23 protein-coding genes are annotated in these 19,220 nt (G+C 65.4%); 14 read left to right on the top strand and 9 right to left on the bottom strand.

Features of this window, described 5'->3' with window-relative positions; genetic code table 11:
- Positions 1–2: 2 nt before the first annotated feature.
- From CAP37_RS12585 to mutS, 3 genes are read right to left on the bottom strand one after another with little or no spacing between them, the layout of a single operon-like run.
- Complete coding sequence (locus CAP37_RS12585) at positions 3–863, bottom strand: alpha/beta fold hydrolase (RefSeq protein WP_086124475.1); 861 nt, start codon at positions 861–863, stop codon at positions 3–5.
- Between the two features lie 9 nt (positions 864–872).
- Positions 873–1,700, bottom strand: coding sequence for a proteasome-type protease (locus CAP37_RS12580; protein WP_086124474.1), 828 nt, complete (start codon positions 1,698–1,700; stop codon positions 873–875).
- Complete coding sequence (gene mutS / locus CAP37_RS12575) at positions 1,697–4,351, bottom strand: DNA mismatch repair protein MutS (RefSeq protein WP_086124473.1); 2,655 nt, start codon at positions 4,349–4,351, stop codon at positions 1,697–1,699. The genes CAP37_RS12580 and mutS overlap by 4 nt, the downstream gene beginning before the upstream one ends.
- Positions 4,352–4,396: 45 nt before the next feature.
- Here mutS and CAP37_RS12570 point away from each other — a divergent pair, with 45 nt between their 5' ends.
- Both CAP37_RS12570 and CAP37_RS12565 read left to right on the top strand, forming a co-directional pair.
- On the top strand, positions 4,397–4,558 hold the full coding sequence (locus CAP37_RS12570; protein ID WP_086124977.1) for a DUF2256 domain-containing protein: 162 nt from the start codon (positions 4,397–4,399) through the stop codon (positions 4,556–4,558).
- Entirely contained in the window at positions 4,555–6,081 is a 1,527-nt protein-coding gene (locus tag CAP37_RS12565) for a cryptochrome/photolyase family protein (protein WP_086124472.1), read from the top strand. The genes CAP37_RS12570 and CAP37_RS12565 overlap by 4 nt, the downstream gene beginning before the upstream one ends.
- 5 nt (positions 6,082–6,086) lie before the next feature.
- Here the strand turns inward: CAP37_RS12565 and CAP37_RS12560 are convergent, their stop codons facing one another.
- Positions 6,087–6,542 (bottom strand): GAF domain-containing protein, encoded by a 456-nt coding sequence (locus CAP37_RS12560; protein ID WP_086124471.1) that lies wholly within the window; start codon positions 6,540–6,542, stop codon positions 6,087–6,089.
- Positions 6,543–6,699: 157 nt separating this feature from the next.
- Between CAP37_RS12560 and CAP37_RS12555 the strand changes: the two genes are divergently transcribed.
- Positions 6,700–7,575, top strand: coding sequence for a DMT family transporter (locus CAP37_RS12555; protein ID WP_256926957.1), 876 nt, complete (start codon positions 6,700–6,702; stop codon positions 7,573–7,575).
- Positions 7,576–7,584: 9 nt separating this feature from the next.
- On the opposite strand, the gene CAP37_RS12550 is transcribed toward CAP37_RS12555, so the two are convergent.
- Together CAP37_RS12550 and CAP37_RS12545 are read right to left on the bottom strand one after the other, a co-directional pair.
- Positions 7,585–8,121 carry a DUF4142 domain-containing protein gene (locus CAP37_RS12550; protein WP_086124470.1) on the bottom strand — a complete coding sequence of 179 codons (537 nt, stop codon included), beginning with the start codon at positions 8,119–8,121 and terminating at the stop codon, positions 7,585–7,587.
- Between the two features lie 287 nt (positions 8,122–8,408).
- A complete protein-coding gene (locus CAP37_RS12545; RefSeq protein ID WP_086124469.1) occupies positions 8,409–8,750 on the bottom strand; it encodes a hypothetical protein in 342 nt (113 codons plus the stop codon).
- Positions 8,751–8,896: 146 nt separating this feature from the next.
- Between CAP37_RS12545 and CAP37_RS12540 the strand changes: the two genes are divergently transcribed.
- The 3 genes from CAP37_RS12540 to CAP37_RS12530 all read left to right on the top strand — a co-directional run bounded on the left by CAP37_RS12540 (position 8,897) and on the right by CAP37_RS12530 (position 11,081).
- Complete coding sequence (locus tag CAP37_RS12540) at positions 8,897–9,106, top strand: hypothetical protein (protein WP_086124468.1); 210 nt, start codon at positions 8,897–8,899, stop codon at positions 9,104–9,106.
- Positions 9,107–9,232: 126 nt separating this feature from the next.
- Positions 9,233–10,663, top strand: a complete 1,431-nt coding sequence (locus tag CAP37_RS12535) for a sigma-54 dependent transcriptional regulator (protein ID WP_086124467.1) — start codon at positions 9,233–9,235, stop codon at positions 10,661–10,663.
- Positions 10,664–10,757: 94 nt separating this feature from the next.
- Positions 10,758–11,081 (top strand): hypothetical protein, encoded by a 324-nt coding sequence (locus tag CAP37_RS12530; RefSeq protein WP_086124466.1) that lies wholly within the window; start codon positions 10,758–10,760, stop codon positions 11,079–11,081.
- 186 nt (positions 11,082–11,267) lie between these two features.
- Here CAP37_RS12530 and CAP37_RS12525 read toward each other — a convergent pair whose 3' ends face one another.
- Complete coding sequence (locus CAP37_RS12525) at positions 11,268–11,723, bottom strand: PA2169 family four-helix-bundle protein (protein WP_086124465.1); 456 nt, start codon at positions 11,721–11,723, stop codon at positions 11,268–11,270.
- Between the two features lie 286 nt (positions 11,724–12,009).
- On the opposite strand from CAP37_RS12525, the gene CAP37_RS12520 reads away from it, so the two are divergent.
- The 5 genes from CAP37_RS12520 (at position 12,010) to CAP37_RS12500 (ending at position 15,566) form a co-directional block, all read left to right on the top strand.
- A complete protein-coding gene (locus tag CAP37_RS12520) occupies positions 12,010–12,705 on the top strand; it encodes an outer membrane beta-barrel protein (protein ID WP_256926956.1) in 696 nt (231 codons plus the stop codon).
- A 131-nt stretch (positions 12,706–12,836) separates the two neighbouring features.
- Entirely contained in the window at positions 12,837–13,265 is a 429-nt protein-coding gene (locus CAP37_RS12515) for a response regulator (protein ID WP_179190200.1), read from the top strand.
- Between the two features lie 4 nt (positions 13,266–13,269).
- On the top strand, positions 13,270–13,785 hold the full coding sequence (locus CAP37_RS12510; protein WP_086124463.1) for an MgtC/SapB family protein: 516 nt from the start codon (positions 13,270–13,272) through the stop codon (positions 13,783–13,785).
- Positions 13,786–13,840: 55 nt separating this feature from the next.
- The gene (locus CAP37_RS12505) at positions 13,841–15,124 is read left to right on the top strand and encodes a sensor histidine kinase (RefSeq protein ID WP_086124462.1); all 1,284 of its coding nucleotides are present in this window, start codon (positions 13,841–13,843) and stop codon (positions 15,122–15,124) included.
- Positions 15,125–15,236: 112 nt separating this feature from the next.
- Positions 15,237–15,566, top strand: coding sequence for a hypothetical protein (locus CAP37_RS12500; RefSeq protein WP_086124461.1), 330 nt, complete (start codon positions 15,237–15,239; stop codon positions 15,564–15,566).
- Between the two features lie 42 nt (positions 15,567–15,608).
- On the opposite strand, the gene CAP37_RS12495 is transcribed toward CAP37_RS12500, so the two are convergent.
- Positions 15,609–16,214 carry a L,D-transpeptidase gene (locus tag CAP37_RS12495; protein ID WP_086124460.1) on the bottom strand — a complete coding sequence of 202 codons (606 nt, stop codon included), beginning with the start codon at positions 16,212–16,214 and terminating at the stop codon, positions 15,609–15,611.
- Positions 16,211–17,368, bottom strand: a complete 1,158-nt coding sequence (locus tag CAP37_RS12490; protein ID WP_086124459.1) for a putative zinc-binding metallopeptidase — start codon at positions 17,366–17,368, stop codon at positions 16,211–16,213. The genes CAP37_RS12495 and CAP37_RS12490 overlap by 4 nt, the downstream gene beginning before the upstream one ends.
- A gap of 173 nt (positions 17,369–17,541) precedes the next feature.
- Here CAP37_RS12490 and CAP37_RS12485 point away from each other — a divergent pair, with 173 nt between their 5' ends.
- The 3 genes from CAP37_RS12485 to CAP37_RS12475 are packed head-to-tail and all read left to right on the top strand — an operon-like array spanning position 17,542 to position 19,056.
- Complete coding sequence (locus CAP37_RS12485; RefSeq protein WP_256926955.1) at positions 17,542–17,814, top strand: GlsB/YeaQ/YmgE family stress response membrane protein; 273 nt, start codon at positions 17,542–17,544, stop codon at positions 17,812–17,814.
- Positions 17,811–18,266 carry a phage holin family protein gene (locus CAP37_RS12480; protein ID WP_086124458.1) on the top strand — a complete coding sequence of 152 codons (456 nt, stop codon included), beginning with the start codon at positions 17,811–17,813 and terminating at the stop codon, positions 18,264–18,266. The genes CAP37_RS12485 and CAP37_RS12480 overlap by 4 nt, the downstream gene beginning before the upstream one ends.
- Positions 18,244–19,056, top strand: a complete 813-nt coding sequence (locus CAP37_RS12475) for a lipocalin family protein (protein ID WP_179190199.1) — start codon at positions 18,244–18,246, stop codon at positions 19,054–19,056. The genes CAP37_RS12480 and CAP37_RS12475 overlap by 23 nt, the downstream gene beginning before the upstream one ends.
- Positions 19,057–19,220: the final 164 nt, after the last annotated feature.

The following is a 19,220-nucleotide window of genomic DNA, read 5'->3' as shown; positions in this document are numbered from 1 at the left end:
CGTTATACCGGATGAGCTTGTTTCTGCGCCAGTGAGTGCAGCATCGCGTCGATGGCGTTGGCCGTTTCCTGTGGTTTTTCCATTGGAAACAGGTGGCTGCCCTCCACCATGGTCAGCCGTTCAGGATGGTTGTTGCCCACCAGCCGCAACGTCATGGCCATGCCCACCTGCTTCATTTCGAGCGAGCGCGTGCCGCCGATGAATCCCACGGGGCAGCCCAGTGGGTGGCGCCGCAGCAAACGGTCCAGGTTGTGGGGCAAGGTGTTGTAGATCGAAGTCTCGATGTCGCGATCGAAGGCGAGCACTCGCTGCGGCCGCCCCTGCGCATCGGTGTGGTCGTGGGTGCCGTGGTGGATGTAGTCGCGCAGCACCTGCGGGTCCCATTGGGCGAAGGCCTGCTTGGAGAGAAAGTGAGCGTGCGCAGCGTCGCTGTCGGGCCAGACCTTGCGGCGGCCCCGACTGACCTTGCCCGGCGTGATCGATCCCACCAGCTGCGTGTGTTTGACGAGCTCCAGCGCGCGCGCCCGCCATCCGCCCAGCAAGGGCGAATCGATCAGCACCACGCCGCGCACCGCGTGACCGCCCAGGCGCGGATGGCGCGCGGCGCACATGAGGCTGAGAAAACCGCCCAGCGAATGCCCCACCAGCCAGGCACCCTGGCCGTGGCGCTGGATTTCGGGCGCGGCGAAATCGGCCAGCTGTTGCACGAGGAACGGCCAGTTGCTGGTGACGGGGTAGCGCGGGTCGTGGCCGAATCGGTCCACCGCGCGCACCGCATGTCCGCGCGCGCGCAGCGATTTGAACAGCACGCCGTAGGTGCTGGCGGGAAAGCTGTTGGCGTGGGAGAAGATGATCAGCGACAACGCGAGACCTCAGATGAGTTTCTCGCGCGCGTTGGTGATCTTCTTCAGCGGCTGGCTGCGCGGCGTGCTGCACAGCAAAGGCACTTCGGTGTGGGCACCGTCCCAGGTCGGGTCCTCGATGCTGTCGAACACCTCGCGCAGCTTCTGGCCCCAGGTGTTGTGCACCATGCGGAAGTAGGGGTTGTTGTCGTCGATGCAGGTGATCTTGTCGGACTGCAGCCGGTCGGCCTCGTACACCGCCATGTCCAGTGGCAGGCCCACCGACAGGTTGGATTTCAGCGTCGAGTCCATCGAAACCAGCACGCACTTGGCGGCCTCGTCCAGCGGGGTTTCGGGCGTGATCACGCGGTCGAGCACCGGCTTGCCGTATTTGGACTCGCCAATCTGGAAGAACGGCGTTTCCGATGTGGCCTCGATGAAGTTGCCGGCCGAATACACCTGGAACAGGCGCATGCCCTCACCCTGCACCTGGCCACCAAAGATCATCGACACGTTGAACTCCACGCCCGAGCGCTGCAGCGAATCGCCATCGCGCTCATACACATGGCGCACTGCGGAACCCAGCACGCGCGCGGCGTCGAACATGCTCTTGGCGTTCCAGATGGTGATGGGCTCGCCTCCGTCGATGTCTTCGAGTTGTTCGATCTGAAGGATCTCGCGCACCGATTGCGACACGCTCAGGTTGCCAGCGGAAAGCAGGCACATGAAGCGGTCGCCCGGCTTCTCGTAGACGATCATTTTCCGGAAGGTGCTGATCTGGTCGAGTCCGGCGTTGGTGCGGGAGTCCGACAGGAAAACCATGCCGGCATTGAGTTTCACGGCGACGCAATAGGTCATGATGGTTTGCTCAGTTTCTTGAGTGTGTAGAGCTGTTCCAGCGCCTCGCGCGGGGTCAGGGAATCGGGGTCGATCGCCTGCAGGGCGGCCTGCAGCGGGTGTGTCTCGGGTTCGAGTGTGGCAGGTGGCGGCGCGAACAGGTCCACCTGGCTGCGACTTTCCTCGCTTTGCGCTTCCAGCGCCGCCAGGGCGTGTCGCGCATGCTGCACCACACCGGCCGGCACGCCAGCCAGCCGCGCCACCTGAATGCCGTAGCTGCGGCTGGCCGGGCCGGGCTCGATCTGGTGCAGGAAAACGATCCCGCCCGACTTGCCGCCCGCTTCGGCCGCACTCACATGCACATTGACCGCCGCATGGTGCTTTGCCGGAAATTCGGTGAGCTCGAAGTAGTGCGTGGCGAACAGCGTGAAGGCGCGCGATTTGTCGTGCAGGTGCGTGGCGATGGCACCCGCCAGCGCCAGACCGTCAAAGGTGGATGTGCCGCGCCCGATCTCGTCCATGAGCACCAGGCTCTCGGGGGTGGCGGCGTGCAGAATTTGCGCCGCTTCGGTCATCTCCACCATGAAGGTCGACTGCGCATTGGCCAGGTCGTCGGCCGCGCCGATGCGGGTGTGAATGGCGTCGATAGGGCCGAGCCGGCACTCGGTGGCGGGCACACAACTGCCCATGCTGGCCAGCAGCACGATCACCGCCACCTGCCGCATGTAGGTGCTCTTGCCGCCCATGTTGGGGCCGGTGATCACCTGCATGCGCTGCTTCGGGCCGAGCACCGTGTCGTTGGCGATGAAGCTGCCGCCGCTGGTTTCGTTCAGGCGCGCTTCCACCACCGGGTGGCGCCCACCGCGAATGTGGATGCACGGCTCGGGCACAAACTGCGGCTCACACCAGTTGAGCGTGAGCGCGCGTTCGGTGAGGGCGCACAGCGCGTCCAGCGCGGCCATGGCGCGGGCCAGTTGCGTGAGCGGAGCGATGAAGTTCTGCAGCTGATCGAGCAGTTGTTCGTACAACCACTTCTCGCGCGCCAGCGCGCGGTCTTGTGCCGATAGCGCCTTGTCTTCAAAGGCCTTGAGTTCGGGCGTGATGAAACGCTCGGCGTTTTTCAGTGTCTGGCGGCGGCGGTAGTCGTCGGGCACCTTCGACGCCTGACCTTGCGTGACCTCGATGTAGAAGCCGTGCACCTTGTTGAACTGCACGCGCAGGTTGGTGATGCCGGTGCGGGTCCGCTCGCGCTGCTCCAGGTCCACCAGGAAGTCGTCGCAGTTCGTCTGGATGCCACGCAGCTCATCGAGTTCGGCGTCGAAGCCATCGGCGATCACGCCGCCGTCGCGCACCAGCGCGGCCGGTTCGGGCAGCAGCGCGGCGCGCAGCAGATCGGCGCAGCCCGATGGTGGGGTCAGATGCTGGGCGATGCCTTGCAGCAGCGCACTGCCGGGTTGATGGCCGAGCTGGCGAGCGAGCTGCTGTGCGCGCTCCAGCGTCTGGGCCAGGCCCACGAGTTCGCGCGGTTTCACCTGCCGCAGCGCGGTGCGTGCGGTGATGCGTTCCACGTCGCTCGAACCTTTGAGCGACTGGCGCAGGCCCTGCCAAAGGCCACCACGCAGCACGCCGATGGCGGCCAGGCGATCGCGCGCCTGGGTGCGGTCGCGCCGAGGTTCCAGCAGCCACTGGCGCAGCGCGCGGCTGCCCATGCCGGTGCCACAGACATCCAGCAGCGAAAACAGCGTGGGGCTGGTCTCGCCGCGCAGCGTCTGCGTGAGTTCGAGGTTGCGCCGCGTGTTGGCGGGCAGGTCGATGCGCTCGCCGCTGCGCGCCACCTGCAGGCTGCGCACATGGGTGAGCGCGCGGCCCTGCGTGTGTTCGGCGTACTGCAGCAGCGCGGCGGCAGCGGCATGGGCGTCGGGCAGATCCTGCGCATCCCAGCCGGCCAGGCTGGCGGCCTGCAGTTGTTCCAGCAGCTTGCGCTGGCCCAGCCCCGCGTCGAAAGCCCAGGCGGGCCGCAGCACCGCGACCAGCCGCGCGCCGTTGCTGCTGCTCTGGCTGGCCAGGGTCTGCACCGAGCGCTCGAAAGCGGGCGTGGCCTCGGCGCTGTAAAGCAGTTCGCCCGGGCCGATGCGGGCCACCCAGTCGGCCAGTTCGTCGCTCGCGCATTGGGCCAGGAACACGATGCCCTGTGTGACCGACATCCACGCCAGGCCGCAGCCGGTGCGCGCGCCGGGATGCACGGCCATCAGCAGCGCCTCGGTCTTGTCGGAGAGCAGCTCGCTGTCGGTCAGCGTGCCGGGCGTGACCACGCGCACCACCTTGCGCTCCACCGGCCCCTTGGCCGTGGCCACGTCGCCCACCTGTTCGCAGATCGCGACCGATTCACCCAGCTTGATCAGCCGCGCCAGGTAGGTGTCGACCGAGTGAAACGGCACGCCCGCCATCACCACGGGCTGGCCAGCCGACTGGCCGCGTTGCGTGAGCGTGATGTCGAGCAACCGAGCGGCTTTCTCGGCATCTGCAAAGAACAACTCGTAAAAGTCGCCCATGCGGTAGAACAGCAGCGTGTCGGGGTGCCCGGCCTTCAGCGCCAGGTACTGCTGCATCATGGGCGTGTGCTGGGACAGGCCTGCGGCGGCGGTGTCGCTGTCTGAAAAATCGTGTTTCATCAATGACTTGGGTGAAGCGCGATATCTTAGGTGAAGGAAGTTCAGGTGAGCGACGACAAGCAATTCAAGGGCAACAAGCGCTCGCTGCCCAGCAAGCCGTGCGCTGTGTGCGGCCGACCCATGAGCTGGCGCCGTGCATGGGCGAAAAATTGGGATGAGGTGCGCTACTGCTCCGACGCCTGCCGCCGCCGCAAGGGCGACGCATGACGGCGCATTGCCGCCATCTGCTGGTGGTGCTGGGTGACCAGCTCAACCGCGACGCCAGTGTTTTCGACGGCTTCGATCCGGCGCGGGACCGGGTCTGGATGTGCGAGGCCAGCGAGGAAAGCACGCATGTGTGGAGCAGCCAGCAGCGCATCGTTCAGTTCCTGGCGGCCATGCGCCATTTCGCTGCCGCGCTGCGCGACGAAGGTGTGCCCCTGGACTACGAGGAATTGCGCGAGGGCGGGCTGGGCGATGCGCTCGGTGAAGCGCTGGCAAGGTGGCAGCCGCAGCGGGTGCGGCTCACGCAGCCCGGCGACTGGCGTGTGCTGCAGGCGCTGCGTGCCGCCGTTGGCAACACGCCGCTGGACGTGCTGGAGGACCGCCACTTCCTGTGCAGCAACGAGCAGTTCGCTGCCCACGTGCGTGGCAGGCGGCAATTGCGCATGGAGTACTTCTACCGGGAGATGCGGCGCGAGCACGGCATTCTGATGGAGGGCACGCTGCCGTGCGGTGGTGAATGGAACTTCGACTCCGACAACCGCGAGGCATTCGGACCCAACGGACCGGGCTTTCTGCCACCACCCACGCGTTTCGAGCCCGACGAAATGACGCAACAGGTGATCGACCTGGTGGGCTCGCGGTTCAAGGACCACCCGGGCCAGGCCGCGCCGTTTGGCTGGCCCGTCACTCGGCAGCAGGCCCTGAAGGTCCTGCAGGTGTTTATTGACGAACGTCTGGAGCATTTCGGCCGCTGGCAGGACGCCATGTGGACCGGTGAACCCTGGCTGTACCACGCCCACCTGGCATCAGCCCTGAACCTGAAGCTGCTCGATCCCCGCGAGGTGATCGCTGCCGCCGAATCGGCCTGGCGCAAGGGCCATGTGCCGCTGCCTTCAGCCGAGGGCTTCATTCGCCAGATTCTGGGCTGGCGCGAGTACGTTCGCGGCATCTACTGGCTGAAGATGCCGGAGTACGCCGCGGTGAATGCGCTGGACGCCCACCACGACCTGCCGGCGTGGTACTGGACCGGCGATACCCCCATGCGGTGTCTCGCCGACGCGATCGGGCAGACGCTGCAACACGGTTATGCGCACCACATCCAGCGCCTCATGGTGACGGGGCTTTTTGTCCTGCTCTATGGTGTGCAACCCCAGCAGGTGCACGGCTGGTACCTCAGCGTGTATGTGGACGCGGTGGAGTGGGTGGAGTTGCCCAACACGCTGGGCATGAGCCAGTACGCCGATGGCGGCTTGCTGGCCAGCAAGCCTTACATCGCCACCGGTCGGTACATCGATCGCATGAGCGACCACTGCCATGGGTGCCGCTTCAACCCTGCGTTGCGCACCGGTGAACGCGCCTGCCCGTTTACCACGCTGTACTGGGATTTCCTGATGCGGCAGGAGGCGCGTTTCACCGCCCATCCACGGTTGGCACTGCAGGTGAAAAACCTTGCCCGCATCGCGCCAGCCGAACGCAGCGCGATCACCGCGCGCGCCGCGGACATTCGGGCTGACCGGTTGGGGTGACCCGCTCAGTCGGTCGCCAGGAAGTCCCTGAGGACGACGCCGGCTTGCTGGAGCAGCTGGTAGTTGTCGTCCGACAGGTTTCGCTCCACCAGATCAAAATGGCACAAGGTGCCCACGAGCTGCCCGCGCTGATCGCTCACCGGCACGCCGTGGTAGGCCATCATCACGCCCTTGTAGGGATGCCCGTCGAGGCGTTCATCCCGAGCGGAATCGCTGGTGAGAAATTTTCCGTCGCGCAGCACGAACTGGCAGAAGCTCACATCCAGCGGCACTTCGGCGAGGTACTCGGGCTTCACCTCGCCGGCCTTGTCGTACAGCGCAAGGTTCTTCAACACGGAGTCGTGCAACCGGTACACGGCGGTGTAGCGGTGGTCCGTGAGTTCGTTGAGAAACTTCAAACCTTCGTCGATGCCGGATTCACGCAAGATGGCGCGCAGTTGATCAAGCTTCTGGGTGTTCATGACGTTTCCATTGACGTGGGCGAGCGGACAACCCCGCGAGAATACCCGTTGGCGTCGAGGCTCGCTGGCGACGGGCCGGCCGGCTTGCCCGACAATCGGGGCCCCAACCCTCCCTGCCGCCCCTGTTCATGCCGCGCAGCTCTCTGGAACCCGACCCTTGCTGACCCTGACCTGGCCCGTGATGGCCGCTGTGCTGGTGGGCGCCTTGCTGCACGCCGCCTGGAACGCGCTGGTGAAGAGCAGCGGCGACAAATCGCTCGACACCGCTCTGCTCCATCTGGTCGGCTCCCTGATGGCTCTGCCGCTGCTGCTGATCGTCGGGCTGCCGGGACCTGCGGGCCTGCCCTTCATCACCGCATCGGTGGTCCTCCACATTGGCTACTTCGTTGCGCTGGCAGGCGCCTACCAGCATGGCGAGCTGGGCCTTACCTATCCCATCATGCGCGGCTTCGCGCCGCTGCTCGTGGCACTGGGCAGTGGCAGCCTGATCGGGGAAACGCCGAGTCTGGCCGCGTGGGCCGGGGTGATCGGCATCACCACTGGTGTGGCGCTGGTGGGGCTGGCCCACCCCGGCGAGGCGCTGCACCACCGCAAAGCGCTGCTGTATGCGTTTGCCAACGCCGGCATCATCGCCCTGTACACGGTGGTGGATGGCCTGGGCGTGCGCGCCGAGGTTGCCACGGGTGGCAACGCACTGCGCTATGTGTTGATGCTGTTCGTGCTCAATGGGATCGCCTACCCGCTGCTGGTGTGGTCGCGCCGCGACCGTGCAAGCCGTCGCCAGATCGTGGCCTACGCCCGGCAGCGCTGGCCCATGGCGGCGCTGGGTGGCATCGCGTCCATTGGCTCCTACGCCATTGCGCTGTGGGCCATGACGCGCGCGCCCGTGGCGAGCATTGCTGCCTTGCGCGAAACCTCGGTGCTTTTCGCGGCCATCCTGGGCACGCTGCTGCTGAAGGAAAAATTCGGTTTGCAGCGCGCGATTGGCACGGCGGTGATCGTCGCAGGCGCAATGGCCCTGCGACTGGGGTAACGCCACCCCTCAGCGCCTGGGTGGTGGTGCCGTCGGCTCCACCTTGACCTTGAGCTCCCGCGCATCCTGCAGATGCTGGCGCAGGCGTGGCAGGTGCTTCGTGGCGAATGCCTTGACCTCCGGATCGCGCGCCTCGTTGGCAGCCTTCTCGAACAGGCGGATGGTGTCCTGATGCGCCTCCACGCCCATTTGAATCACGTACCGGCGGTCGAAGGTTTCGTCGGCCATGCCACCGATCACCATTTCCTTGCCCTTCTGCAGCATCGATGGCTCCGTAGGTGGTTTGTAGTTGCGTGCGGTGGCGATCGTCACCAGCTCTTCACCGATGCGGGTGTGATCTTCAATCATGCGCTGGGCAAAAGCCTGCACCTGCGGGTTGCGGGCCTTGATGAGCGCCAGGCGCCCAGCCGAGAGTTCGGCGTGGCCGTTGTGCGCAGCCTGCTCAAGAAAAGTCTGGTCCTGTTGGGCAAGGGTATCTGCTGAAGCGTTGCCGCCGAGCAGGAGGGCCACCACGATGGAGGCTTGTTGAAGGGTTCTGCGGGTCATGGGTTCTCCTGCGGCGCGTTGGCGTCCATCGCCGATGCGTCCGTGCCACAGCTGCAGGCAATCGCGGTGCCTGCCGCCCCGATCGCCATGGCGGGAATGGCATTTGCCCCACTGGCCGAGGAGGTATCCCCATGAGATCACGGTTTCTTTTTCCGCTGTTGGGGTTGATGGCAATGTGGGCGTTCATCCAGCGGCGCCGACCGGTGCCTGCTCGGCAGCCTCGCACACACATCAACAACTCGCTGGTGTCTGTGGCCGGCGAGGAAGATCCGGGCGCGGCGGTGGATTCACCGGCGCCGCCCCGTCCGGTCGGGCGGGCCTGAGGCTGGAGCGGGCTCGGGTTTTTGCCCTCCCGCACCGGGCACATAGCGCTTGCGCTGCTCCGCGTCCAGCCCTGGGGAAGCCCGCATGTCGGTATCCACCTGACCTTCCGCCAGGTCTTTGCTGGCCTGTTTCATTTCCGCGTCCGGCTCGGCGGCGGTGTTCTGTGTCGACTGGTCGCGCTCGTGCGGCAATTCCATGTGCTCGTCATCCCCTTGCGGCGGGGTGGAGCCGGGTGCCCTCGGCGAGCGGTCGACGGGGTCGCGTGGCGCGTGGTGGTCGGCCCCATCGGGGCGTTTTTGCTTCATGCAGTCTCCTGGTGGATGTTTCACCTGAAAGCACACAGGGCAAAGCGCGTGCCCGTGGTGCACAACGACGGTGAAACCAGCGGGCACATGGCTTGCCGCAGATTCAACCTGGCCCTTACCGGCCCATCAGCAACCAGGAGGCTCCCATGAATGACCAGACTTTGCTGCGCATCAGCGGCCATGCACCGGAAGTGCCACAACCCGCACCGCCCGTTCCGCCGCCGTATCCCGATTCACCACCCGGGCGCCCGACCGAAGTCCCTCCGGACATTGAAGAACCGGGCACCCCCGGCCCGGACACGCCGCCCGAAGGCGATCCACCCGGCAAACCCAATCCTTTTGTCGTTGTGCACTGAGCGGCCGACAAGCCGCCATTCCACTGGGAGAGCACCTCTCGGGATCGTCAGTGTTCAGAAAAATGGCATCATGGGCGCCGCCGCGCGCTGCCGCGGAAACCGTGCGCCCCCAGGAAAAATACCTCGATGACCCATGCCTTGATCGTGGACGACGACGTCGACTCCGCAGCGATGCTCAGCGAGCTCATCGCGCTGCAGGGTTTGACCGTGGCCACCGCGAATTCCCTGCGCGATGCGCGCAAACAACTCGCCCTGCAGACACCCGATCTGGTGCTGCTGGATCTTCGCCTGCCCGATGGCAGCGGCATGGACCTGTTTGCCGATCCCGAGCTGCTCGCCGACTCAGAGGTGGTTCTCATGACGGGCCATGCGAGCCTGGAAACGTCCATCCTCGCGCTGCGCCTGGGCGCGGTGGATTACCTCGTCAAGCCCGTCACGCTGAAGCACCTGCAGGGACTGCTCTCGCGGGTCACCAAACCCGCGTTGCTCAAGGCGGAGGTGGCGGGCCTCACCGCCAACCTCGCGAGCACCGGCAACTTCGGGCAACTGTGGGGGCGCTCGCCCTGCATGCTGCGCGTCTACGAGCAGATCAGCCGCGTGGCGGGTTCCGGTGTCACGGTGTTCATTACCGGCGAGAGCGGCACCGGCAAAGAGGTGGTGGCGCAGACCATTCATGAACTCAGCCGCCGGCGCAAGATGCCGTTTCTCGGCGTCAACTGCGGCGCCATCTCGCCCAACCTGATCGAGAGCGAAATCTTTGGCCACGAGAAGGGCAGCTTCACGGGCGCGGATCGACAGCACCAGGGTTTCTTCGAGCGCGCAGCCGGCGGCACGCTGTTCCTGGATGAGATCACCGAAATGCCGATGGACCTGCAGGTGAAACTGCTGCGGGTGCTGGAAACGGGCCGCTTCATGCGCGTGGGCGCCACGCAAAGCCAGGAAACCGATGTGCGCATCATCGCGGCGACCAACCGCTCGCCGATGCAGGCCGTCGCTGAGGGGCACTTGCGTGTGGACCTGATGTACCGGCTGAACGTGTTTCCCATCGAAGTGCCGCCGCTGCGCGAGCGGCTGTCCGATGTGCCGCTGCTGGCGGGCCGTTTCCTGCGCCTCATCGGCGAACAGGAGGGCAAGGAAAAAAACTTCTCGCCCGAGGCACTGGCGCAGCTGAGTGCTTACCACTGGCCTGGCAACGTGCGCGAACTGCGCAACGCCGTTCAGCGCGCCTACGTCATGGCGCCCGGCGGCACCATCGACACGCAATGGCTGCCGCACCCTTCTGGCTGGCCGCAGGCCCAGCCCGTCGTCAGCACCGAAACCGCAGCACCGGTGTTGCGCAGCCCGGAGCCCGCTTCAGCCGCAACAGTTCCCGATGCGCTGGGCGACGCAGTGGTGCTCCCGGTGGGCATTTCGCTGGCGGACGCAGAGCAGAAGCTCATTCTGGCCACGCTGGAACACTATGGGCGACAGAAGGAGCGCACCGCCGCTGCGCTGGGCATCAGCCTGAAGACGCTCTACAACCGCCTGAAGCAATACGCCGCTGACGACAAAAGCTAGGCAGGCACGCGGATTGCCCTGATGTGCAAGACGGGTTCGCATCGTGTCCTTGACGCGATGGGCCCTTCGCTCAACACCCTTCAGGAGATTCTTCATGACCAACGCCAGCCTGTATCCCACTTCCAACGCCGCTCCTGGTGCCACCAGCGCTGCCGACAGCAATGAAAGGGTTGCGCGTGTGGCCCAAGGCGCGCATGAAACCGTCGACCGTCTGGCTGAGAAGGCGGCACCTGCTGTGCAGAAACTCGAGTCGACGGTGGCCCACGCCAACGAGGCCCTGCATGCCCAGATGAACCGGGCACGCGAAGTCGGCGACGAATGGACCGACAACCTGCGCGGCACGGTGCGTGAACACCCGCTGGCTTCGGTGGCTGTGGCGCTGGCCGCCGGCATGGTGCTGGCCCGCCTGACACGCTGATGCCAGGCCCCAGGGATACCTCAGGGCGGCCCGCCCCACCGGCACCGCCTGAAGACGAGAGCGCGGACCCGGTGGGTGACGGTCACAGCGACGCCGAATGGGCGGAGCGCCATCCGGCGCCTTCTGACCACAAGCCCGAAAAAAAGCCCGCTGAGTGAAGCGGGCTTTTTAACGCGGCGATCGCATTCAGGTTGCGGTGGCCCTGTACTTGTTGCGCAAGTTGCGGATCTGGTCGTGGTTGCGCTTGACGCCTTGCAACTGGGCTTCGACCACGCTGCGAATTTCCAGCGGCAGTTCTTCCTTCAGCGCTTCGCGATAACGGTCCATCGCCGTGTCTTCACCGCGCTCGGTTTCCTCCAGCATGGCCAGGTCGGTGTAGCCCGAGAGGGTGCCCTTCACCGCGACCCAGCCCCGATGCACCGTGCCACTTGCCGTGCCACTGTCTTCAGGTTTGCCGCCGAGCTGGACGACCAGGCTCTGCAACTCCGCGGCCGCCTGGCGGCAGTCCTGCGAGCGGGTCATGAACAACGATTTGATCTGTGGCTCCTGCGCGTGCTCCGAGCTGGTCTTGAACCCGTACTCACCGTCCTTGCAGGTTTCGATGAGGTTGTTGAGGGTGTTGATGGTGGTCTTGTCTTTCATGGCGTTCCTTCTTGAAAGTGGATGGGACGCCGGGCCCGACGGGGGTGTAGCGCCCGCCGCATCCGACCCAGGGGATGTGGCACGTGGCGTACCCGGTGAAGAGGGGCACGTCGATCCCTCTGTTTCAGTCGATCGAAGGGGGTGCGGCAATTTTTGCCGCAAGGGGAGGGTGGCGCCGCGCAGCCCTCCAGCTTCAGCTTCAAGTGCCGGGCATCCCGATTGCCAGCAACTTGCGCTGCATTCCACTTCTGGCGCAGTTTTTCTCAACTCCAACCAGGACTTGCCCATGAACCGCTCCCTTTCCTCCTACAAGACGTGGCCACTGGCCGCCGTAGCCATGGCCGTTGCGTGCTCGGTCTCTGCCCAAACGTCGGCGCCCGCCAACAACGGGTCCACCACCGTTCTCGCCCAGGCCGCAGGTGGCTCCACCTCAGGTGCCGTCCCCACGACCGGGCCTCGCATGCCTGGTGAAGGCGGTTATTCGATCATTCCCTATTCCACCCAGGGCTATGTCGGCATCAACGTCGGTCGGCCCGACTACGACCTGGGTTGCGGCGCAGGTGGCTTCAGCTGCTCGGACAGCTCGACTTCGTTCAATCTGTACACCGGTGGCATGTTCACGCAGTACCTGGGCGCCGAACTCGGTTACGTGAACCTGGGCAAGATGCGACGCGGTGGGGGCGCCAGCAAGGCGCACGGTATCAATTTGAGCCTGGTCGGCCGCGTGCCACTGGGTGCGTTCAATGTGTTTGGCAAGCTGGGAACCACGTACAGCCGCACAGAAGTCTCTGCCAGTCCTCTCTCCGGCATCGCCACGGGCAGGGAAAGTGGATGGGCCCCAACGTACGGTGCTGGCGTCGGCTACGACCTGACACCGCGCTCCTCGATCGTGCTGGAATGGAACCGCTACGACATGCGCTTCGCCGGCGTGGGCAAGCAGGAAGTCACCACCACCAGCCTCGGCTACGTGCACCGCTTCTGAGTCAGGGCGCCTGCCTCACAACGGGAAAGGGATGTTGAATGCTCAACATCCCTTTTTTATGGTCTGAGTTGCTGAAGGCCCTGGCTGCGTGGAGAATGGGCCGTCGCTTTCCCCGCCCGCCTGGAACCCCCATGAACGACGCTTCGCCCCCATCTCCAGGCCCTGGTCTGTGCATCCTCATCGCCGACGACGACCACGATGGCGCCGAATCCCTGGCCCTGCTCTTGCAGATCGAAGGCCACACCGTCCACATGGCCCACGATGGCAACGAGGCGCTGGTCGTGGCGCAGCGCATCCGGCCGCAAGTGTCGATTCTCGATATCGGCATGCCCGCCATGGACGGCAATTCGGTGGCGAGTCGCCTGCGCGCATCGATGCCCGGCACCCGCATGCTCATTGTGGCGCTGACCGGGCGCGAGCGGCCCGAAGACCGGCAGCGCTCTGCTGCCGCCGGCTTCGACCACCACTTCATCAAACCCGTGGTGCTCAGCGAACTGCACCGCTGCATCGCGCGCTGGCGCGAGGGCGAGGCGGTAACCACTCTCGACACGAAAGCCTGAACCCATGTCGGTGCTCCAGACCATTCTGACCACGCTGCAGGCCGAGTTTGCAGACCTGACCGAGGTGGAGCGAATCACCCGCGCGACCTGGCGCATGGGCGAGGCCTTGCTGCTGGGCGCGGCCATTGGCTGGGACCGCGAACGCCGCGATGCGGAAGCCGGCCTGCGCACACACATGCTGGTGTCGCTGGGGGCGGCGCTGTTCGTGCTGATCTGTCTGGAAACCGGCATGGACGATGACCAGCTCAGCCGTGTGGTGCAGGGACTTGTTTCTGGCATTGGTTTTCTGGGCGCCGGTGCGGTGCTCAAGGATCAGGAAGAGGGTCGCATCCATGGCCTGACCACCGCCGCAGGCATCTGGGCCACCGCCGCCGTGGGCATGGCCGCCGGTATGGGCCACACGGGCATTGCCCTGCTGGCGACGATTTTCATTCTGGTGGTGCTGGTGTGGCTTCGCCGGATCGGCCGGTCCATCCAACGCGAGCAGGAGTCGGGGCCGAACTCGTCGCGCGACCGCTGAGTTCGCCGCCGCGTTCCAGTGCAGAATTGGCGGCCCACCCGTTCGAAGGTACCCGATGCCTGCCCCTGAAAATCCATTCAACGCACTGGCCGACCAGCTCGCCGCCCGTCGCGACGCCATCCTGAAGGCATGGCGAGCTTCGGTGGCGGCCGATGCCACGCTGACCAGCGGCGATTCCCTGCCGCACTCCCAGCTCAATGACCACATTCCTGCTGTCCTGGAGGGATTTGAGGAGCACCTGCGCTCGCAATCGAGCGAAGCCGAGCGGCTCGGCGATGCAGCGGCGCACGGGCTGCACCGGTGGCAGCAGGGGTTCGGGCTGGCCGAAGTGGTTCGCGAGCTGGGGCGCCTGAACGAGTGCGTGGTCAGCGAACTCGAACGGCTCGCCGAAGGGCCGCCAGCTCAGTCCCCCAAGGTCATGGCGCGCGCGCGCCTGCTCTGGGCGCAGATTTACAGCGTGGCCGTGGGGGCCAGCACCACGCAATACTTCAAGCTGCAACAGATCGAGGCCACCGCCTACACCCGCAGCCTCGAGCACGGGCTGGAAACCCTTCGCCGCATGGAGCAGCAAAGGGCGCAGCTCTGGCAGGAGGCCGCGCACGACCTGCGTGGCAATCTGGGCGTGGTCAGCAACGCCACGGCGGGGCTTGGGGCGCGCCATGCAGACCCCGAGGTGCAGGAGACTTTTCTGCGTCTGCTGGGCAAGAACGTGCAGGCGCTGCACCGTCTGCTCGACGACGTGACGGTGCTGGCGCGTCTGCAAAGCGGGCAGGAGGAACGCAATGTGGACGCGGTGGACGTGGCGCCGTTGTTTCGCGAATTGTGGGAATCGCTGGAAGGACATGCGCAACAAAAGGGCTTGAGTTTCAAGCTCAACGGACCCGCGTCTTTCGAGGTGCGCTCCGATGCCGTCAAGCTGCACCGCATCGCCCAGAACCTGGTGCTCAACGCGATTCGTTACACGCACAAAGGTGGACTTGAACTCTCCTGGGGGGATTGTGGTCCGGAAGATCGCGACCGCTGGATGCTGGTCGTTGCAGACACCGGTCCTGGCATTGGCCACGACGGCGCTTCCGAACTGAAGAACGCGCTGGAAGTGGCTACGCAGCATTCGGATCAGGTGGCCTTTGATACCAAGGAAGACAAGGTCACCCACATCGATGAAGAGGACGCGGGTGTACCGGAAGCTGGCTCCACGCAGCAGAGCGACAAGCATGGGGAGGGCATCGGTCTGTCGATCGTCAAGCGGCTGTGCGAGTTGCTCGATGCCACCGTGGCGGTGGACTCCGACGCATCTGGCACCCGGTTCGAGATCCTTCTGCCTCGCGATTACGACTGACTGACGGTCGGGACTGGGCACACCCCTTGCCAATGAAGGTTGGCGTCAGCCGCAAACCGAATCTACGGTGAGCGCAACTGACGTTGAACATTCTTTGACATCAGGAGCCAACATGTCCCACAACACCATCATTCGCACCGCCACCGCTTCTGCCTGCGGTCTTGCTCTTGCCCTGGCCAGCGGCCTGGCCTTCGCGCAAGCTGCGCCCGGCACAGCAGGCCCTGGCACCACTGGCTCGGGCACCACTGGCCCCGGCACGATGACGCCTTCGACGACGCCGGCTACCACGCCGCCGGCCACGGGCTCCAGCTCCGGCACCATGCCTTCGACCACCCAGTCAACCACGCCCTCGACCACGCCATCGACCAGCCCTTCGACGATGCCCAGCTCCGGCAGCGCCAGCGGCACCACGATGCGCGAGCCGCGTGCCGACCGCAACTGATGTAACTATCGGCAATTCCAGCGGGGCTTCGGCCCCGCTGGCTCATTTCAGCAGGGTAGAGATCGGGCGCGTCTCGGGCAGGATGTAGATCGAGCCCTTGCCAGAGGCAAACAGCCCATCGATGACTTCGTTATAGAAAGCTTCCGGCACATTGATGCAACCGTACGAAATGCGGTTGTCCGCCACGTCGCTGGTGGCAAGCCGGTCCAGTCTTCTCTCACTGGCGTTGGCCGACCGCACGCGGTGCATCGATACAGCGGCGTCGTAGTCCACCCAGTAGATTCGCTCACCCTTGGCGTTTTTTCCGGGCTCCAGATGGAACCGCCCGGCAGGCGTGGTGCGTTCGTGTGGAAGGATGGCTGCAATGGGTTTCTCCCCTATGCCCGGCACCGAATCGTCCCCTTTGGCCGAGCCCAACAACACCGGCGTGGCGCCCGCCAGGCGCGCATTCGCATCGAACACCCAAGCATGTGCAAGCTGTTTGTCGAGCACGACGAAGGGTTGTCCCAGCAGATCGCGCTGGCCCTTCACCCAGGCCACCGTCTGCCGCGCGCCGTCGGACAAAGGCTGGGTCTGGGCGTTGAGCGAGCCGCTGGCGGTTATGAGAACCGCCGCCAGCAGTGCGGTGTTCAGGCCGGTGAGTGTCATGACGTGGCTTCCAGCGACTCAGGCACGGGCGCGGGTACGGCACTGCGGCGCCGGCCTCCGCGCGGCGCCTTGTGGGCAATGATCCGGTGAACCAGGTGCAGTTTGCGCACCGCCGGCTGTGACAGCACGAAGGGATAGATGTCCATCACGCCCATGCTGCGCGAGATCTCGTTGAGTGCCACCGTGAGCTTCATCCAGTGATTGAGCCAGCTCAGGAAGCGCGCGTTGGTGTGCTCGTCGCCTTCGCCTTCCTCCAGCACCGACGGGCCATACGGTTCGCCCGCCAGTTCCACCCGGTTTCCCCGAATGCCGAACCCACGAGCGGTGCCCAGCGTGTCGCGCATGTGCAGGTAGTGAGCCCAGGTCTCGGCCCAGTCTTCCCATGGGTGGCAGCTGGCATAGGCGCTCACATGGCGCGTGCTCCAGTCGGCCGGTGCCCCTCGGTTGTAGTGCTCCTGCAGCGCGTGCTGGTAGTCGATGCGCTCGTCGCCGAACACAGTGCGAAACGACTCCAGCCACGGCGAGTTTTCGACCAGGCGCTGCCAGTAGTAGTGGCCCGATTCGTGGCGCAGATGGCCCAACAGCGTGCGGTAGGGCTCCCGCAGCAGCGCGCGGCGCTGCTCGCGCGTGGCGTCGTCGGCTTCGTGCGCGTCCAGCGTGATCACGCCATCCTCGTGCCCCGTCACCACCGGTGGCCCACCAGGCAGGCTGACCAGAATGTCAAAGGCCAGTCCGCGCGCCGGATCTTCAGACTTGGGCACCAGCGGCAGGCGCAGGGCCAGCAGCGAAGAGGCCATGCGGCGCTTGGCCAGTTCGATCCGGCCCCACCATTCGGCGTGTTCGGGCGTGCCGAGATCGGGCAGTGTGCGCGTGAGCCGGCAGCACAGGCAGAGCTCGGGTGCCACCTCTTCGGCCGAGTCCACAGGCGTCAGCCAGTTGCAGGCGGCCGCAGTGGCCAGGTTCACGCAGCGCCTGTACAGGCGCTCTCGCGTGCCGGTTTCCACGCTGCGCCACAAACCCGGGGTATCGGTCGGCTCCAGGGGCAGCAGCTTGCCGCGCAAGGCGTCGTAGCCCAGCGGCTTCATGCAGGCCAGGCAAACGCTGTTGCGAAAAAAAATGGGGTGTTTGCAGACGCAAGTGAAGGCGCGGTTCATGGGCGGGATTTTCCTCCGTTCGGGCTTTTTACTGGGGGTGCGGGTCTCTGCTGGGCATGCGCTGTGCCTGCAGCGGCTTTCGCGGCGTCCTGCAACGCCTCGGGCATGTGGATTGCCATTGCACTGCCGCAGCCGGCGGACGACGGCTGTTCAACCCTTTGAGGAGCATTCCCATGATCAATTTCCTTCTGTGGCTGGTGGCCGGTGGGGTGCTGGGCATGGTGGCCAGCGTGGTCTTGCTGAGCGATGGTGAGCGGGGCCTTCTGCCGAATTTGATGGTGGGCGTCTTCGGTGCCGCACTCGGGGGCTGGTTGCTGTCGCCCATGGTCGGTCTGGCTGAAGCCGCTCCGCATGAATTCAGCCTGGGTGCGCTGCTGGTCGCCATGGTGGGAGCCATTGTTCTTCTGTCCATCTTCAACGTGTTTCGTCCGGGCCCCGTGCGATGAACCAATTCCAGGACGACACCTCTTCGTCACCCGACGGTGACCGCCGCCCGGCATCGCTCAGCGCGTTGCTGGGCGGGCTGCTCAGCGATCTGCCAGGTCTGGTCAGTGACCGGGTGGAATTGCTGTCGCTGGAGTTGCAACGCGCGGGGCTTGCCTTGCTGCACATGGCTTGCCTGGGCATGGCACTCACGGTGCTGGGCATGACCGGGTGGCTGATTGTGTGGGCATTGCTGCTGGTGGGTCTTGTGGCCGCCGGCCTGACCTGGGCGATGGCCCTGGGGGTGGCGCTGGTAGCCCACGTGCTGCTGGGCTGGTGGGCGGTGAACCGCATCCGCCGCTTGATCCCCACGCTGGGGCTGCCCGCCACTCGCCGCCAGTTGATGTTCAGGGCACCAATGCCCATCGATGAAGCACTTGATGAAGAAGCCCATGTCCCCCGCACCGCACACTGAATCGATCCCTTCCGAGGCCAGCGGCCTGCCGCGCGGCATGGATGCGCTGGCCTATGAGATTGCCAGGGTGGAGCGCCGCCTGATCGCGCGTGAAATCGGCATTCAGAACCGTTGGCAGGATGTCAGGCAAGGTGCGCGGTCTGCCATCAGGCCACGGCGGTCCATGGTGCCCTGGGCTGGTGTGTTGCTCATGCTGTGGCCGCTGTTGCCGCGTTTTCTTCGGCCCCGTTTGAGTCCCGCTTCCACGATCACCGTGCTCGGCATGGCTGCACCGGTGGTGAAACGCCTCTTGACGAACCGACCCGCAGGCCCTGCGACGGTGCCGCACCTCGATCTGCCGCGCTACATGGGGCAGTGGCATGAAGTGGCTCGTTTCTCCTGCCGTCGCGAGTCTGCGGGTTTGAGCCTGGCCACCACCCACCTGGCGTTGACCCGGGAACCGGACGGAACACCTGGCGTCACGGTGCGCCGCCAGGTGCCGTCGCGCAGCGGCCGTGTGCACGAATCCAGTGGCGCGATGCGGGTAGTGCCTGGCAGCGGAGGCGCGCGCCTGAAGGTGAGTTTTCTCGCGAGCTGGACGCGCTGGTGGCCAGGTGCCTGGGACGATCACTGGGTCATGCACGTGGATGCCGACTGCACGGAGGCGCTGGTGGGTGAGCCGGGGCGTCGACATCTGCGCGTCATGTCACGCAACGTGGTGATGGACCCTTCGCGAATTGAAGCATTGCTGGCGTTGGCCCGGGCCCAGGGCTACGACATCGACGGCATGCACACAACCGCTGTCCGGTAGAGCTGAATTTCGGCAGCATTTGCGGTAAATCTTGCAGATTTGGCCTTCTGCAGGCAGGCAGACCGATGGGTGTGACGTTTCTCGCCGCTCGCGCACCCATCGGCAGCACCGCTTTGCCCCGTAAGCGAGGGGCAAGTGTTTGAATTTGTTTCGACATCGACGGC

It is taken from the genome of Hydrogenophaga sp. IBVHS1 (genome assembly GCF_002127265.1).
Taxonomy (GTDB): Bacteria; Pseudomonadota; Gammaproteobacteria; order Burkholderiales; family Burkholderiaceae_C; genus Hydrogenophaga.
The sequence above is the reverse complement of the archived record's forward strand: the minus strand, read 5'-3'. Positions and strand labels throughout refer to the sequence as shown.